General features: G+C 73.6%; 14 protein-coding genes and 1 tRNA gene. 8 read left to right on the top strand and 7 right to left on the bottom strand.

The annotated features are described in order from the left end of the window. Positions 1-110 precede the first annotated feature (110 nt). The 3 genes from ACFQ8E_RS00585 to ACFQ8E_RS00595 form a co-directional block, all read right to left on the bottom strand. A complete protein-coding gene (locus ACFQ8E_RS00585) occupies positions 111-1,235 on the bottom strand; it encodes an ABC transporter ATP-binding protein (RefSeq protein ID WP_430548621.1) in 1,125 nt (374 codons plus the stop codon). 226 nt (positions 1,236-1,461) lie between these two features. Beyond that, entirely contained in the window at positions 1,462-2,316 is an 855-nt protein-coding gene (otsB, locus tag ACFQ8E_RS00590) for a trehalose-phosphatase (RefSeq protein WP_430548622.1), read from the bottom strand. Between the two features lie 11 nt (positions 2,317-2,327). After that, positions 2,328-3,794 carry a trehalose-6-phosphate synthase gene (locus ACFQ8E_RS00595; protein WP_430548623.1) on the bottom strand — a complete coding sequence of 489 codons (1,467 nt, stop codon included), beginning with the start codon at positions 3,792-3,794 and terminating at the stop codon, positions 2,328-2,330. 264 nt (positions 3,795-4,058) lie between these two features. Here ACFQ8E_RS00595 and ACFQ8E_RS00600 point away from each other — a divergent pair, with 264 nt between their 5' ends. The 3 genes from ACFQ8E_RS00600 to ACFQ8E_RS00610 all read left to right on the top strand — a co-directional run bounded on the left by ACFQ8E_RS00600 (position 4,059) and on the right by ACFQ8E_RS00610 (position 7,150). Further along, positions 4,059-6,062, top strand: a complete 2,004-nt coding sequence (locus ACFQ8E_RS00600; RefSeq protein ID WP_430548624.1) for a protein kinase — start codon at positions 4,059-4,061, stop codon at positions 6,060-6,062. 126 nt (positions 6,063-6,188) lie between these two features. Next, positions 6,189-7,028: a DsbA family protein gene (locus tag ACFQ8E_RS00605; protein ID WP_430548625.1), complete on the top strand. Its 840-nt coding sequence runs from the start codon at positions 6,189-6,191 to the stop codon at positions 7,026-7,028. Between the two features lie 49 nt (positions 7,029-7,077). Further along, a tRNA-Thr gene (locus tag ACFQ8E_RS00610) sits at positions 7,078-7,150 on the top strand. Between the two features lie 64 nt (positions 7,151-7,214). Here ACFQ8E_RS00610 and ACFQ8E_RS00615 read toward each other — a convergent pair. Next, a complete protein-coding gene (locus tag ACFQ8E_RS00615; RefSeq protein ID WP_430548626.1) occupies positions 7,215-8,105 on the bottom strand; it encodes an SGNH/GDSL hydrolase family protein in 891 nt (296 codons plus the stop codon). Between the two features lie 71 nt (positions 8,106-8,176). After that, positions 8,177-8,827: a uracil-DNA glycosylase gene (locus ACFQ8E_RS00620; protein WP_430549028.1), complete on the bottom strand. Its 651-nt coding sequence runs from the start codon at positions 8,825-8,827 to the stop codon at positions 8,177-8,179. A gap of 227 nt (positions 8,828-9,054) precedes the next feature. Here ACFQ8E_RS00620 and ACFQ8E_RS00625 point away from each other — a divergent pair, with 227 nt between their 5' ends. The 5 genes from ACFQ8E_RS00625 (at position 9,055) to ACFQ8E_RS00645 (ending at position 12,977) form a co-directional block, all read left to right on the top strand. After that, a complete protein-coding gene (locus ACFQ8E_RS00625; RefSeq protein WP_430548627.1) occupies positions 9,055-9,402 on the top strand; it encodes a DUF3263 domain-containing protein in 348 nt (115 codons plus the stop codon). Positions 9,403-9,532: 130 nt separating this feature from the next. Further along, positions 9,533-10,198: a LytR C-terminal domain-containing protein gene (locus ACFQ8E_RS00630; protein ID WP_430548628.1), complete on the top strand. Its 666-nt coding sequence runs from the start codon at positions 9,533-9,535 to the stop codon at positions 10,196-10,198. A gap of 142 nt (positions 10,199-10,340) precedes the next feature. Then, entirely contained in the window at positions 10,341-10,544 is a 204-nt protein-coding gene (locus ACFQ8E_RS00635) for a cold-shock protein (protein ID WP_416344544.1), read from the top strand. A 340-nt stretch (positions 10,545-10,884) separates the two neighbouring features. Continuing rightward, complete coding sequence (gene groL, locus ACFQ8E_RS00640) at positions 10,885-12,510, top strand: chaperonin GroEL (protein WP_430548629.1); 1,626 nt, start codon at positions 10,885-10,887, stop codon at positions 12,508-12,510. A gap of 128 nt (positions 12,511-12,638) precedes the next feature. Beyond that, positions 12,639-12,977 (top strand): L-rhamnose mutarotase, encoded by a 339-nt coding sequence (locus ACFQ8E_RS00645; protein ID WP_430548630.1) that lies wholly within the window; start codon positions 12,639-12,641, stop codon positions 12,975-12,977. 57 nt (positions 12,978-13,034) lie between these two features. On the opposite strand, the gene ACFQ8E_RS00650 is transcribed toward ACFQ8E_RS00645, so the two are convergent. Both ACFQ8E_RS00650 and ACFQ8E_RS00655 read right to left on the bottom strand, forming a co-directional pair. Beyond that, positions 13,035-13,325, bottom strand: a complete 291-nt coding sequence (locus ACFQ8E_RS00650) for a WXG100 family type VII secretion target (RefSeq protein WP_430548631.1) — start codon at positions 13,323-13,325, stop codon at positions 13,035-13,037. Positions 13,326-13,441: 116 nt separating this feature from the next. Next, on the bottom strand, positions 13,442-14,146 hold the full coding sequence (locus ACFQ8E_RS00655) for a hypothetical protein (RefSeq protein WP_430548632.1): 705 nt from the start codon (positions 14,144-14,146) through the stop codon (positions 13,442-13,444). Positions 14,147-14,168 lie beyond the last annotated feature (22 nt).

The raw sequence follows: 14,168 nt of genomic DNA on the forward strand, positions 1-14,168 counted from the left end.
GGGAGGGCGGATGGCCCGGCTCGTCAGGGTACGCGACGAGGGGCGGGCCCGGCAGCAGCCGGACCCGCCCCCCGGGCGGTGCGGTGAGTCGTTGCCGACTCAGCGGCGACTCAGTTGAGGCGGTTGCCCGTCGCGGCCGAGAAGAGGTGCGACTGCCCCGGCTTGATCGTCACGTGGATCGTGTCGCCCTTCATGGGGACGTTGCGCGGGTCGATGCGCACGATCACCTGGTTGTCGCCGGCGCCCGAGCGGACCTCGGCCTCCTCGGCGGCGGGGCCGACGAGCGTGCCGTAGACGAAGGCGTCCGAGCCGAGCTCCTCGACGAGGTTGACGGCCACGGGCATCGCGTTCTCGGTGCCGTCCGAGACCACCTCGAGCGCCTCGGGGCGGAAGCCGATGGTGATCTTGCCGCCGTCGGCGTCGGTGAGCTGCTCCACGGTCGACCGCTCCAGCGGCACGCGGGCGGCGCCCACGTGGGCCACGCCCCCGTCGACCTTGAAGGTGGCGATGTTCATCGCCGGCGAGCCGATGAAGCCCGCGACGAAGACGTTGGCCGGGGTGTCGTACATCTCGCGCGGCGTGCCGACCTGCTGCAGCAGCCCGCCCTTGAGCACCGCGATGCGGTCGCCCATGGTGAGCGCCTCGGTCTGGTCGTGCGTCACGTAGACGGTCGTGACGCCGAGGCGGCGCTGCAGCGACGCGATCTGCGTGCGGGTCTGGACGCGGAGCTTGGCGTCGAGGTTCGACAGCGGCTCGTCCATGAGGAACACCTGCGGCTGGCGCACGATCGCGCGGCCCATGGCGACGCGCTGACGCTGACCACCGGAGAGCGCCTTCGGCTTGCGGTCGAGGTACTCGGTGAGGTCGAGGATCTTGGCGGCCTCCTCGACGCGCTGGCGGATCTCGGCCTTGGGGGTGCCGGCGATCTTCAGCGCGAAGCCCATGTTGTCCGCCACCGACATGTGCGGGTACAGCGCGTAGTTCTGGAACACCATCGCGATGTCGCGGTCCTTCGGCTGGACGTCCGTGACGTCGCGGTCGCCGATGAGGATGCTGCCGCCGTTGACGTCCTCCAGGCCGGCGAGCATGCGCAGCGAGGTGGACTTGCCGCAGCCCGAGGGGCCGACCAGGACGAGGAACTCGCCGTCCTCGACGTGCAGGTTGAGCTGGTCGACGGCCGGGCGCTCCGTGCCCGGGTAGATGCGCGTCGCGTGGTCGAAGGTGACCGTTGCCATGGTTGCAATCCCTCCACCGGCAGGTACGTGCCGGACGATCCGTTGTGGGTGGGTGCCGTTGCTTTCACGCTGGCGTGTCGGCGGTGACACATTCTGTTGTCGTGCGCTCCGGGCCTCGGCCGGACCGGCCTCGGATCGGTGCGCCGGGATGATCGTACATGCCCCGGGCGTGAGTTCTGACACAGCCCAGGTCAGGGGCTCGCGAGGGTTCGGAAAGGGCTGTCCGTCAGGCCTCGAGCGCGTCCGCGAGACGCTCCAGGAGGGCCGCGAGCGCGTCCGCGTCCGCCACGCGCTCGCTCGCCCGCGTCGCCCCCGGGCCGACCTTCACGCCCAGGTCGCCCGGCCCGAGCACCTCGAACGCGGCCTCGTCGGTGGTGTCGTCGCCGGCGTAGAGGACGAGCCCCCGGAGGCGTTCGTCGCCCTCCTCCAGCTCCTGGCGCAGCCGTTCGACGGCGATCCCCTTGGACGTGGGGACGACGGCGATCTCGACGACGTCCTTGCCGTGCATCGCGTGCAGGCCGAGGCGTGCCGCCACCGCGTCGGCGTCGGCGGCCGCGGCGCGCGCGTCGTCGGCGTCGCAGAGCCGGGTGTGCAGGACGGCGGCGCTGGGCTTGTCCTGCACCCACGCGCCCCGCCGGCCGTCGACCGCGTCCTGCAGCCCCTCGCGCAGCCGTTCCAGGCTGTCCGCCTGCGCGTCGGTGAGGCGCAGCGGCACGGCGTCGACGCCGTGCGCGGCGACCCGGCCGGTCTCCGCGCCGTGGCTCCCCACCAGGTACGTGCCGGCGGGGACGCCCGACCGGGCGGCGAGGTCCGTGAGGTTGCGGCCCGAGACGAGGGCGAGCCGCAGCTCGTCGCCCCCGGTCGGCACCGGCCGCGCCGCGAGCGCGGCGAGCCGGTCCACGGCCGAGCGCGCGGCCGGCGTCATCGTCGATGCGGAGGGGTCGTCGACCAGCGGCGCGAGCGTCCCGTCGAAGTCGAGCGCGACGAGCCGCGCGACCCGCGGCGTCGACCCCGGCCGGCGGGCGAACGCCAGCACCGCGGCCTCGGCCGCCTCGGTCCCGCCCGGCACGGGCCCGGTCATCTGTCGCCCGTTCACCCGCGGCTCGACCGGGCCGGCATGGCGGTGAGCACGCCGAGGAACGTCTCGGACCACTTCGCGACGTCGTCCGCCATCACCTTGCGGCGCAGCCGGCGCATCCGGCGCCGCTGCTCGCGCGGGGGCATGTGCGCCGCCGCGACGATGGTGTCCTTCATCCCGTCGATGTCGTGCGGGTTGACCAGCAGCGGCCCGGGGGCGAGCTCGTCTGCGGCGCCGGTGAACTCGCTCAGCACCAGCACCCCCTGCTCGTCCGAGCGCGCCGCGATGTACTCCTTGGCCACGAGGTTCATGCCGTCGCGCAGGGACGTGACGAGCATGACGTCGGCCGCCAGGTACAGGGCGGCCATCTCGTCGGGCGGGTAGGAATGGTGGAGGTAGTGGATCGCCGAGTGCCCGAGCTCGCCGAACTCGCCGTTGATGCGGCCCACGAGCCCCTCGACGTGCTCGCGCAGGTCCTGGTAGGCCCCGACGTTCTCGCGGCTCGGGCTCGCGACCTGCACCAGCGTGCAGTGCTCGACGTCGAGCCGGCCGTCCTGCAGCAGCTCGCCGTACGCCTTGATGCGGTGCCGGATGCCCTTGGTGTAGTCGAGGCGGTCGACGCCCAGCATCATCACCTTCGGGTCGCCCAGGTCGGCCCGGATCTCCTTCGCGCGGGCCTGCACCTCCGGCTCGCGGGCCAGGGCGTCGAAGTGGTGGGAGTCGATCGAGATGGGGAACGCCGCGGCGCGCACGTGCCGGGCGGGGCGGCCGTCCTCCTCCGCGACCGTGATGATCGGCCCGCGGGTGGTGTGCTTCGTGAGCCGGCGCACGGAGCGCACGAAGTTCGACGCGTCGCCCCCGCGCTGGAAGCCGATGAGGTCCGCGCCCAGCAGGCCCTCGACGATCTGCGTGCGCCACGGCAGCTGCTGGAACAGCTCCACCGCCGGGAAGGGGATGTGGTCGAAGAACCCGATCCGCAGGTCGGGCCGCAGCTCGCGGAGCATCTTCGGCACGAGCTGGAGCTGGTAGTCGTGCACCCAGACGACGGCGCCCTGGGCCGCCTGCGCGGCCGCGGCCTCGGCGAAGCGGCGGTTGACGCGGCGGTAGGCGTCCCACCACTGCCGGTGGTAGGTCGGGGGCGAGATGACGTCGTGGTACAGCGGCCAGAGGGTGTCGTTGGAGAACCCCTCGTAGTACCGCTCGATGTCGCCCTGGCTGAGGGAGACCGGCACGAGGAGCATGCCGTCGGCCTCGAAGGGCTCGTGCTCGAGGTCGGGGGCGCCGGACCAGCCGACCCAGGCGCCGTCCGCCTCGCGCATCACCGGCTCGAGGGCGGTGACGAGGCCGCCGGGGGAGCGGTGCCAGTCCACCCCGCCGTCGGCGTCGACCGTGAAGTCGACGGGGAGCCGGTTGGCGACGACGACGAGGTCGTACCCGTCGCCCTTCCGACGATGGCTGCTTGACGAACCTTTGCCTGCCAAGGGACCTCTCTCCACGGGTTCTGCCAGGAATCTCTCAAGACTCCGGAGGGCTTCGAAAGAACAGCGTCCTCCCCGGACAGGGTACCGACGCGGCCTCGGGCTCGCCCCGGCGCGGCGCGACGTCACCCGTTCGCGCACTCCCGTCGAGGGGCGCGCGGGCGCGCCACGACCTGCGCGCGACCCGTTCGAGACCCGACGGTGACCTGCTGCGGACCCGCGCGGCACGGCGCGCCTCGGGAGGTCCGGACGGATACGGTGTGCCCCATGGGTGAGGTCGACGCGATGCAGGTCCCGGGGCGGAACCCGGTGCCCGGTCCGCCGTCGGCCGCCCGCGACGGCGGCGCGAGGGGCCCGGGGCCGGCGTCGGACGGCGGGGAGGACGGCACGTCGTCGGACCGCGCGCCGCGCGTCTCCCGGACCCGTGACGGTGGCCTGGCCGAGGGTTCGGAGGTCGGCGGGTACACCGTGGTGCGACCGCTCGGGAGCGGCGCGATGGGCGCCGTCTACGAGGCGGTCGACGGCGGCGGCGGTCGCGTGGCGCTCAAGGTGCTGCACGCGCACGTCGACGCCGACCCCGCCGGGCGCGAGCGGCTGCGGCGCGAGGCCGCGGCCCTGCAGCGGCTGCGGCACCCTGCCGTCGCGCAGGTGCTCGACGCCGAGCTGGAGGGCCCCTACGCGTTCGTCGTGACCGAGCTGGTGGACGGCGTCACCCTCGAGGAGGAGGTGGACGAGCGCGGCCCGCTCGACGCCGCCGACGTGTTCTCCCTCGCGGACCAGCTCGCCGCCGCCCTCGAGGCCGTGCACGACGCCGGCGTGGTGCACCGCGACCTCAAGCCCTCGAACGTGATGATCACCGCGCAGGGGCCCGTGCTGATCGACTTCGGCATCGCGCAGGGCCCCGGCGACACCCGGACCACGTCCGCGGGGTTCGTCATGGGCACCCCCGGCTACATCGCACCCGAGCTGCTCGACGGCGGCGCGCCCGTCGCGGAGACCGACTGGTGGAGCTGGGCCGCCCTGCTCTCCTTCGCCGCCACCGGCCGCTCGCCGTTCGGCGTCCGGCCCACCGAGCTGGTGCTGCGGCGCTCGCGGGAGGGTCGGCCCGACCTGCACGGGCTGCCGGCCCGCACCGCGCGGGCGCTCGCGGGGGCGCTCCAGGCCGACCCGGCGCTCCGCTGGGGCCCCACCGAGGTGGCGCGTGCCCTGCGCCGGGACCTCGACGACGCCCTGGGCGGTGCGCCCGACCCCTGGGCCGCGCCGGACGCCACGCAGCGCATCGCGCAGTCCGTGGAGACCCAGCGGGTGGGGCTGCCGACGCAGGTCGTCGCGGCGGCCGCGGCCCCGGCGTCGTACCCCCCGACCGGCGCCGTCCCGATCGCACCCGGCACCGGGCCGGGGTCGCCCCCGCCCCCGCCGCCGGTCGCGCCGGACCGCCCCACCACGTCGGCCACCGTCGTGCCGGCGCCCACCACGCCGGCCGACGCCGAGGACCCCACGCAGACGATGACCGCGCTGGAGCGCGACCGGCTGCAGGCGCAGGACGGCGGCACCCGCGCCATCCCGGTCGGCGACGTCCGCTACAAGGGCTACGACCAGCTGGTCGAGGAGCTGCCGCCCGAGCCCCCCGGCCCGTACGAGCGACCCGTGCACCGGCGGCGCACGGGGACCGCCGTCGCCGTCGCGCTGCCGCTGGTGGCGCTCGCGGCCACCCGCCCGCTCATCGGTTTCGGCGCCCTCGTCGCGCTCGTCCTCGTGTGCCGCGCCGTCGCGACGTCCGGCGACCGGCTGCACACGCGGCGCGAGCACAAGGGAGTGCGCCGCTCCGACGGGTTCGTGGGCACGCTGCTGTTCCCGTGGCACGCGCTCCTGGGCGTCCTCGGGTCGATCCCCGCGGTGCTGGTCGGCGCGTGCGCCGGCCTGCTGACGCTGCTGGCGGGCTGGTGGCTGTTCGGCGCGGGGCACCTCATCGTGCTGCCCCGCGGGGACCTGGAGGCACGGTCCCAGGGCGGGATGAACGAGGACATCGTGTTCAACGGTGTCCTGGCGGGGGTGATGGTCGTCGCGCTCCTGGCCACGTGGTTCGGGCCGGCCGGCGGCACGGCACGAGAGGGCGGCCGCATCATCCTCGGCAAGATCGCCCCGGGGCGCGTCGGCGCCGCCGTCCTCGTGGGCGTCTGCCTGGTGCTGACGGTGATCCTCGTCGCACCCGTGCTCACCGACCCGACGATCGAGTGGTGGCCCATCAGCGGGCCGCCCGAGATCCTCTGACGACTCGCGCTCGTCGTCGCACGGCCCGGCAGGACATTCCCGGCGAACGTCCAGGTGCCGCGGGTAGGCTTCGCCCCGTCCGGCGCTGCCGCGCCGCCCCGCTCTCCCGAGATCCTCGAGGACACGATGTCGACGAAGAACCCGAACATGACGAAGGCGCAGCGCCGCGACGCGGCGCGCGCCGAGGCGCTCGCCCTGCGCGAGAAGGAGCAGCAGCGCGACCGTCGCAACCGGATCATCACCCTGTCCGTGCTCGGCGTCGCGCTCGTCGCCCTCGGCGTCGTGGTCTGGATGATCCTTCAGCAGGGTGCCAAGAACAACGTCGACGACGTGCCCCTGGCCGAGGTGACCATGCCCTCGACGGCGCAGGAGAACGGCGGCATCCCCGTCGGCGCCGACAACGCGGCCGGCACGACCAACGACGACGCCCCCGTCGTCGACGTGTACCTCGACTACATGTGCCCCGTGTGCGGCCAGTTCGAGCAGACCAACGCCGCCGACATCGACGAGATGGTCGCGGCCGGCGACGCGACCGTCGTCTACCACCCCGTGTCGATCCTCGACCGGCTGTCCGCCGGCACGGACTACTCGACGCGCGCCGCGTCCGCCGCGGCGTACGTCGCCGACAAGGCCCCCGACGCGTTCCCGGCGTTCCACGCGGCGCTGTTCACCAACCAGCCGGCGGAGAACACCGAGGGCCTCTCGGACGAGCAGCTCGGGTCGTACGCCGAGGAGGCGGGGGCTCCCGCCGACGTCGCGACCGCCATCGAGGACGGCACCGCCCGCGAGACCTTCGGCCAGTACGTCCACTCGGCCACGCAGGACGCGACCTCGGACGAGGCGCTGCAGAACCCGCAGTCGAAGTCGTTCGGCACGCCGACCGTCCTCGTCGGCGGCGAGCGCTTCGACAACTGGGGCACGCAGGGCGCCATCGGCGAGGCCGTGACCGCGGCCGCCGGCAGCTGACAGACGTGCGGCACGGCCTGCCCGCCCCGGTAGGCTGTGCCGCGCTCCCGCCGCCTTAGCTCAGCTGGTAGAGCTCCCGTCTTGTAAACGGAAGGTCGTCGGTTCGAATCCGACAGGCGGCTCCCCGCACGACGACGGGGCGGACCGTGGCCAGGCCACCGTCCGCCCCGTCGCCGTACCGGCGGGTTATCGCGCGTCGTCCGCCGGGGGCCAGGCGGCGGGCTCGCCCCACTTCGGCGCGCGGCCGTCACCGCTGGACGTGTGCTTGATCCGCCGCTGCACCCAGGGCACGACGTGCGTGCGCGCCCACTGCGCGTTGGCGCGGGCGCGCTCGACGAACGCCTGCGGCGGCAGCGGGTCGAGCGCGACGGCGTAGTCGGCGTCGTCGGGCTCCTGGCCGAGGCCGACGAGCGCGGCGTCGGCGACTCGGCGGTGCCCCTCGGGCGTGAGGTGGATGCGGTCGTCGGCCCACATGCGCAGGTCGAACAGCGGGTCGAGACCCCACAGGTCCAGCACGTGCGCGCCGTGCTTGCGCGCGATGGTCCAGATGTTCGCGTTGTACTGGCCCACGCGGCCGCGGGTCCAGCTCAGCCCCGCGCCCGCCTTGAAGCCCGTGCCCAGCAGCACGTCGGCCCCCGTCGCGCGGATCGTCGCCACGCCCTGCTCCAGCCGCGCGGAGAGCACGTCGATGTCGGCCTGCGGACGCAGGATGTCGTTGCCGCCGCCGACGAACGACACCAGGTCGGGCTGCATCTCCAGCGCGACGTCGACCTGCTCGTCGAGGATGTGACGCAGCAGCCGGCCGCGGATCGCGAGGTTCGCGTACTCCAGGCCGGGCGCGCCCACGGCGGTGCGGCGGGTCGACAGCGCGTCGGCGAGCCGGTCGGCCCACCCGCGCTGCTTCGCCGGCGACTCGGTGCCCGCCGGTGCCGGGGTGCCGTCGTCGAACGGGTACGGGTCCCACAGGCCCTCGCTGAACGAGTCGCCGATCGCGACGTAGCGCGTCCACGGGGGAGCGGGGGCGGGGGTCGTGCCGTCAGGGGTCGGGGTGGAGTCCTGCGTGGTCACGTCCGCCATTGTGCTCCTCGTGCGGCGGTGCGCGCTCGGGGCGACGACGTCGGGCCGTGTCCCCGCGGTGCGGCCGGCCGTCAGGCGAGGCGCCAGTCCACCGGCGTCCCGCCCTGCGCCTCCAGCAGCGCGTTGACGCGCGAGAACGGGCGGGAGCCGAAGAACCCGCGGTACGCGGACAGCGGGCTGGGGTGCGCGCTCTCGACGGTCGGGACGTCGCCCAGCCACGGCTTGAGCGACGCGGCGTCGCGGCCCCACAGGATCGCGACGAGCGGGCCGCCGCGTGCCACGAGCGCCTTGATCGCGGCCTCGGTCACCTGCTCCCACCCCTTGCCGCGGTGCGACGCCGGGGTGCCCGGCCGCACGGTGAGCACGCGGTTGAGCAGCATGACGCCCTGGTCGGCCCAGGGGCGCAGGTCGCCGTTCGACGGCGTCGGCACGCCGACGTCCTCCGCGAGCTCGGTGTAGATGTTCACGAGCGACCTGGGGACCGGCCGCACCTGCGGCTGCACGGAGAACGACAGTCCCATGGGGTGACCGGGCGTGGGGTACGGGTCCTGCCCGACGACGAGCACGCGCACGTCCGCGAGGGGCCGGGAGAACGCCGCGAAGATGTGCGGGCCGTCGGGCAGGTACGTGCGGCCGGCGGCGACCTCCGCGCGCAGGAAGTCGCCCATCGCGTGGATCTGCGGCTCGACGCCGGCCAGCGCGGCGGCCCAGTCCGGCGCCATCACCTGGTCGAGGGGCGGCCGCTCCTGCGTCGTCGTGCCGGTGCCGGTCGTCGTCGAGGTGTCCACGCCGCGACGCTAGCGCACCCCACCCCACGAGTTGTCAGGGCGAGCGCGGAGTATCCCGCGCGCACGCCCCGACAACTCCTGGACGCCGACAGGGCGCGGGATCGCGGCGCGCGGGGCGACGTCGTCGGGTCGGGCGCACGGACGCGCCATACTGGTGCGCCATGAGCGAGATCCTGGTCCAGGAGGTCCAGCCGGACCCGGAGGCGTCGGGCACGACGGCGACCGAGTCGTCGACGGTGCCGACGTCGGCCGAGGGCGACCTCTCCGACCGCGACCGCGAGATCCTCGCCTTCGAGCGGCAGTGGTGGAAGTACGCCGGGGCGAAGGAGCAGGCGGTGCGCGAGCTGTTCGGCCTGTCCGCGACGCGCTACTACCAGGTGCTGAACGCCCTCATCGACTCGCCGGCGGCGCTCGCGCACGACCCGATGCTCGTCAAGCGGCTGCGGCGGATGCGCTCCACGCGCCAGCGCGCCCGGTCGGCGCGGCGCCTCTCCGACGGCCAGGGCTGACGGACGGGGCTGACGGACGGGCCGAGGGTCGGACCGACGGCGCGGCCGTGACCTGGTCGGACCGGCAGGCCAAGGCCTCGCTGAGAGCGGCCTGGACGGGCGGACACCTGGAACGGCTACCCTGTCCGCCGTGAGCAAGAGCCATTACCCCTACCCGCCCGACGAGTTCGACGTCCGCGGGCCCGAGGGCACGCCGGTCGGTGTGCATCGTGAGCCGCGCAGCGGGTGGAGCTCGGTGTGGCCGTTCCTGCTGATCGTCGTCGTGTGCGGCGGCCTCGCGGTCGGCATCGTCTCCTTCCTGTCCGACGACGGCGAGCCGGCCACGCCCCCCGCGGCCGAGCAGTCCGCGGGCGCCGAGCCCGAGGCCTCCGCGTCCGCCGACGCCGAGGGCGAGGAGCCGCCGGCCGACGGCGAGGCGAGCGAGGACCCGGCCGACGAGGAGCCCGGCGACGACGCCTCCGACGCGGCGACCGAGCTGCCCGGTGACCCGTCGGCCGCGAACCTCGAGGCGTCGGTCGTCGTCTACAACGACGGTGCGGGCCAGGGGCAGGCCGCGGCCGGCCAGGGCGTCCTCACGAGCGACGGCGGGTTCGTCGACGTCGCTGCCACGGACGCGCCGGACACGCTGAAGGGTGCCTACGAGGACACCACCGTCCTGTACGGCGCGGACCGCGCGGACACCGCCAGCGCCGTCGCGGAGGCGCTCGGCGTCGACCCGGCGAACGTGCAGGAGTCCGACGACGTCACGGCCAGCGAGCAGGCCGTCTGGGTGGTCCTCAGGTCGCCCGTCGGCTGACCGACGCCGCACCTCCGGAGCGCCGGCATCTCGGATGCCGACATTCCGGACATCGGTGCTTCCCTTGCCGCGATCGCCGCTACTAGGCTCCCGTTCACCGTGGGGTGCCTGCCCCGCGGCCGAGGAGCACGAGGAGAGGTACATGGCCCAGGGCACCGTCAAGTGGTTCAACGCGGAGAAGGGGTACGGGTTCATCACCCCGACCGCGGGCGGGCAGGACCTGTTCGTCCACTACAGCGCCATCCAGACCGACGGGTACCGCACCCTGGACGAGGGCCAGGGCGTCGAGTTCGAGGTCGGCCAGGGTCAGAAGGGCCCGCAGGCCGAGCAGGTCCGCCCGCTCTGACCGCGCCGTCGACCCGCTGTCGACCACACCGTCGACCGCGAGAGGCCGGCACCCCAGGACGCAGCGACGCGTCGGGGGCGCCGGCCTTCGTCGTCCCCGGGCGTTGCACGCCCTCGGCGAACGTCTTGCACTCGCCACCCGAGAGTGCCAATAATGGCTTAGCACTCTCGGCCTGTGAGTGACAGCCGTCCCCCGGGGCGGCGTTCTCCTGGGCCGCGGGTGAAGCATTCGGGTCGTTCGGTGAGACCCTCCGCGCGTGCGTGACCTGAACGCCGCGGGGTGGGTCGTCCGTCGCGGGCGCCGGCCGGCCATCTCAGCCACCAGCGGAGGATCAGTCCCCATGGCCAAGATCATCGCGTTCGACGAGGAAGCTCGTCGGAGCATGGAGCGCGGGCTCAACCAGCTCGCCGACACCGTGAAGGTCACGCTCGGCCCCAAGGGTCGCAACGTCGTCCTGGACAAGAAGTGGGGCGCCCCCACGATCACCAACGACGGTGTCTCCATCGCCAAGGAGATCGAGCTCGACGACCCGTACGAGAAGATCGGCGCGGAGCTCGTCAAGGAGGTCGCCAAGAAGACGGACGACGTCGCGGGTGACGGCACCACCACCGCCACCGTGCTCGCCCAGGCGCTCGTGCGCGAGGGCCTGCGCGTCGTCGCCGCCGGCGCCAACCCGATCGCCGTCAAGCGCGGCATCGAGAAGGCCGTCGAGGCCGTCACCGAGCAGCTGCTCAACGCCGCGGTCGAGATCGAGACCAAGGACCAGATCGCCGCCACGGCCGCCATCTCGGCCGGCGACGCCTCCATCGGCGAGCTCATCGCCGAGGCCCTCGACAAGGTGGGCAAGGAGGGCGTGATCACGGTCGAGGAGTCGAACACGTTCGGCCTCGAGCTCGAGCTCACCGAGGGCATGCGCTTCGACAAGGGCTTCCTCGCCCGCTACTTCGAGACGGACCCGGAGCGCCAGGAGGCCGTCCTCGAGGACCCGTACGTCCTGATCGTCGAGTCGAAGATCTCGAACGTCAAGGACATGCTGCCGGTGCTCGACCAGGTCATGAAGGCCGGTCGCTCCCTGCTCATCATCGCCGAGGACGTCGAGGGCGAGGCCCTGGCCACCCTCGTGCTGAACAAGATCCGCGGCACCTTCAAGTCCGTCGCCGTCAAGGCCCCGGGCTTCGGCGACCGCCGCAAGGCCATGCTGCAGGACATCGCGATCCTCACCGGCGGCCAGGTCATCACCGAGACGGTGGGCCTCAAGCTGGAGAACGCGACCCTCGACCTGCTGGGCCAGGCGCGCAAGGTCGTCGTGACCAAGGACGAGACCACGATCGTCGAGGGTGCGGGCGACGCCGAGCTCATCTCGGGCCGCGTCAACCAGATCCGCTCCGAGATCGAGAAGTCGGACTCGGACTACGACCGCGAGAAGCTCCAGGAGCGCCTCGCCAAGCTGGCCGGCGGCGTGGCCGTCATCAAGGCCGGTGCGGCCACCGAGGTGGAGCTCAAGGAGCGCAAGCACCGCATCGAGGACGCCGTCCGCAACGCCAAGGCCGCGGTCGAGGAGGGCATCGTCGCCGGTGGTGGCGTCGCGCTGATCCAGGCCGGTGCCGCCGCGTTCCCGAAGCTGGAGCTCGAGGGCGACGAGGCGACCGGTGCGCAGATCGTGCGTGCCGCGATCGACGCCCCGCTCAAGCAGATCGCCGTCAACGCCGGCCTCGAGGGCGGCGTCGTGGCGGAGAAGGTCCGCAACCTCACCTCGGGTCACGGCCTCAACGCCGCGACCGGCGTGTACGAGGACCTGCTCGCCGCGGGCGTCAACGACCCGGTCAAGGTCACGCGCTCCGCGCTGCAGAACGCCGCGTCGATCGCCGCGCTGTTCCTCACCACCGAGGCCGTCGTGGCCGACAAGCCGGAGCCGGCCTCGGCCGCGCCCGCCGGTGACGGTGGCATGGGCGGCATGGACTTCTGATCCGGAGTCCTGCCAGAGCCTGACGGTTCGACGACGGGCCCTCACCCTCCGGGGTGGGGGCCCGTCGTGCGTGCGGGCGCCTGGCGCGACGGTTGACAGCGCCGCGGCGCCACCTTGAGGATCCACGCATGATCGTTGCCCTGCACTCGGTCCTCAAGCCCGGCGCCGTCGACGGGTACCGAGTCGAGCACGCCGTCGTCCCCGATGACCTCGACGCCGCCTTCTCCCGGGTGGGCATCCGCGGGTGGACGATCTGGCGCTCCGGCGAGCGGCTGTTCCACGTCGTCGACTGCAACGACTTCGACGCCGCGATCGCCGCGCTCGACGACGACCCGGCCAACCTGGCGTGGCAGGCGTCGATCGGCCGCTGGGTCGAGGTGTTCCGCGACGCCGACGGCGCGGAGGGGTTCGCGCCCCTGGAGCAGGTGTGGTCGCTCGCGGCCCAGCGTGCGGGGAGCGCGCCGTGACGCCCGCACGCGGCTGAGGGCGTCCCGCGCGGCGCGGGACGCCCTCGACCGCCCGGGTCAGCGGGCCGCGAAGAGCCGCGTGGCCTGGGCCTCCGCGTCCGCGTAGGTGCGCGACGCCGACGACAGGGCCGCCGTCACGGCGTCGAGCGCCGCCTCGACCTGGGTCTGCGTGGCCTGCCACTGGCCCATGACGCCCGCGAACTGGGTCGCGGCGCCGCCGTGCCAGCCGGACTGCAGGTCCTGCAGGTGCCGCATCATCGCCCCCACCTCGGAGCGGATCGCCGCCACGGAACCGTTCACCGCCGCGCTCGCCTGCGCGACCCGTTCGCTGTCGACCTCGTACCGCACGTGTCCTCCTTCGTCGCCGTTGCCCCCTGCGGGGTTGCCGACGACGACGTTACGGAGCGCGCACCACCCGCGGACGCCGTCGTCCACAGGTTGTGGAGAACCGAGCCCTGCCGGGGTCAGGAGGCCGGCTTCTCCTCGAGCAGGCGGCGCTCCTTGAGCAGCCGGTGCAGCTCGCCGTCGAGGTTCTGCCGCGCCGCCTCCTCCCATGCCGCGCCCATCGGGCTGAAGTACAGCGACGGGCGCTGCAGCAGCTTGGTCAGGACGCGCACGCGGGCGTCGAGATAGTCGGTCAGCGGGATGTGCGAGTACTCCGCCCGCACGTTGGCCATGTAGTCCTTGTAGCGCTGCGGCTCGGCCGCGAGCATGGCGAGGTCGGCGTCGTTGAGCACGGCGGAGTCGACGTCGTCGGGCAGCGGCTTGTGGCGGTCGATCGAGTCGACCAGCCGCGCCGTGCGCTCCACCGCCGTCTCCGGCAGGCCGAGCTCCGTGAGCTGCGTGCGCGCGAGGTTCGCGCTCACCGTGGTCTGCTCGCCGCCCTGGTTCGCCTGGGCGACCTTGCGCGTCGCGTCGAACACCGCGCCGTGGTACCAGGCCGCGAGGCGCACCAGGTCGGGCTCGTGCGTCTCCTGGGACAGCTCGTCCACGCGGTGCAGGACGTCGGCCAGGTGGCGCAGGTTGTGGAAGTGGCGCTCCGGGGCGGACCACCGGTCGATGAGGTCCTCCCCGACGGAACGGATCTCCGCGTCGTCGGCGGTCGCGCCCGCACCGTGACAGGTGCGGACGAACGCGGAGAGGAACCACTGGGGCGCGTCGGCGCTCATGACGCCCATCGCAATCAGACCT

Origin of the sequence: Isoptericola sp. NPDC056573 (assembly GCF_042793335.1) — a bacterium.
Classification (GTDB): Bacteria; Actinomycetota; Actinomycetes; order Actinomycetales; family Cellulomonadaceae; genus Isoptericola.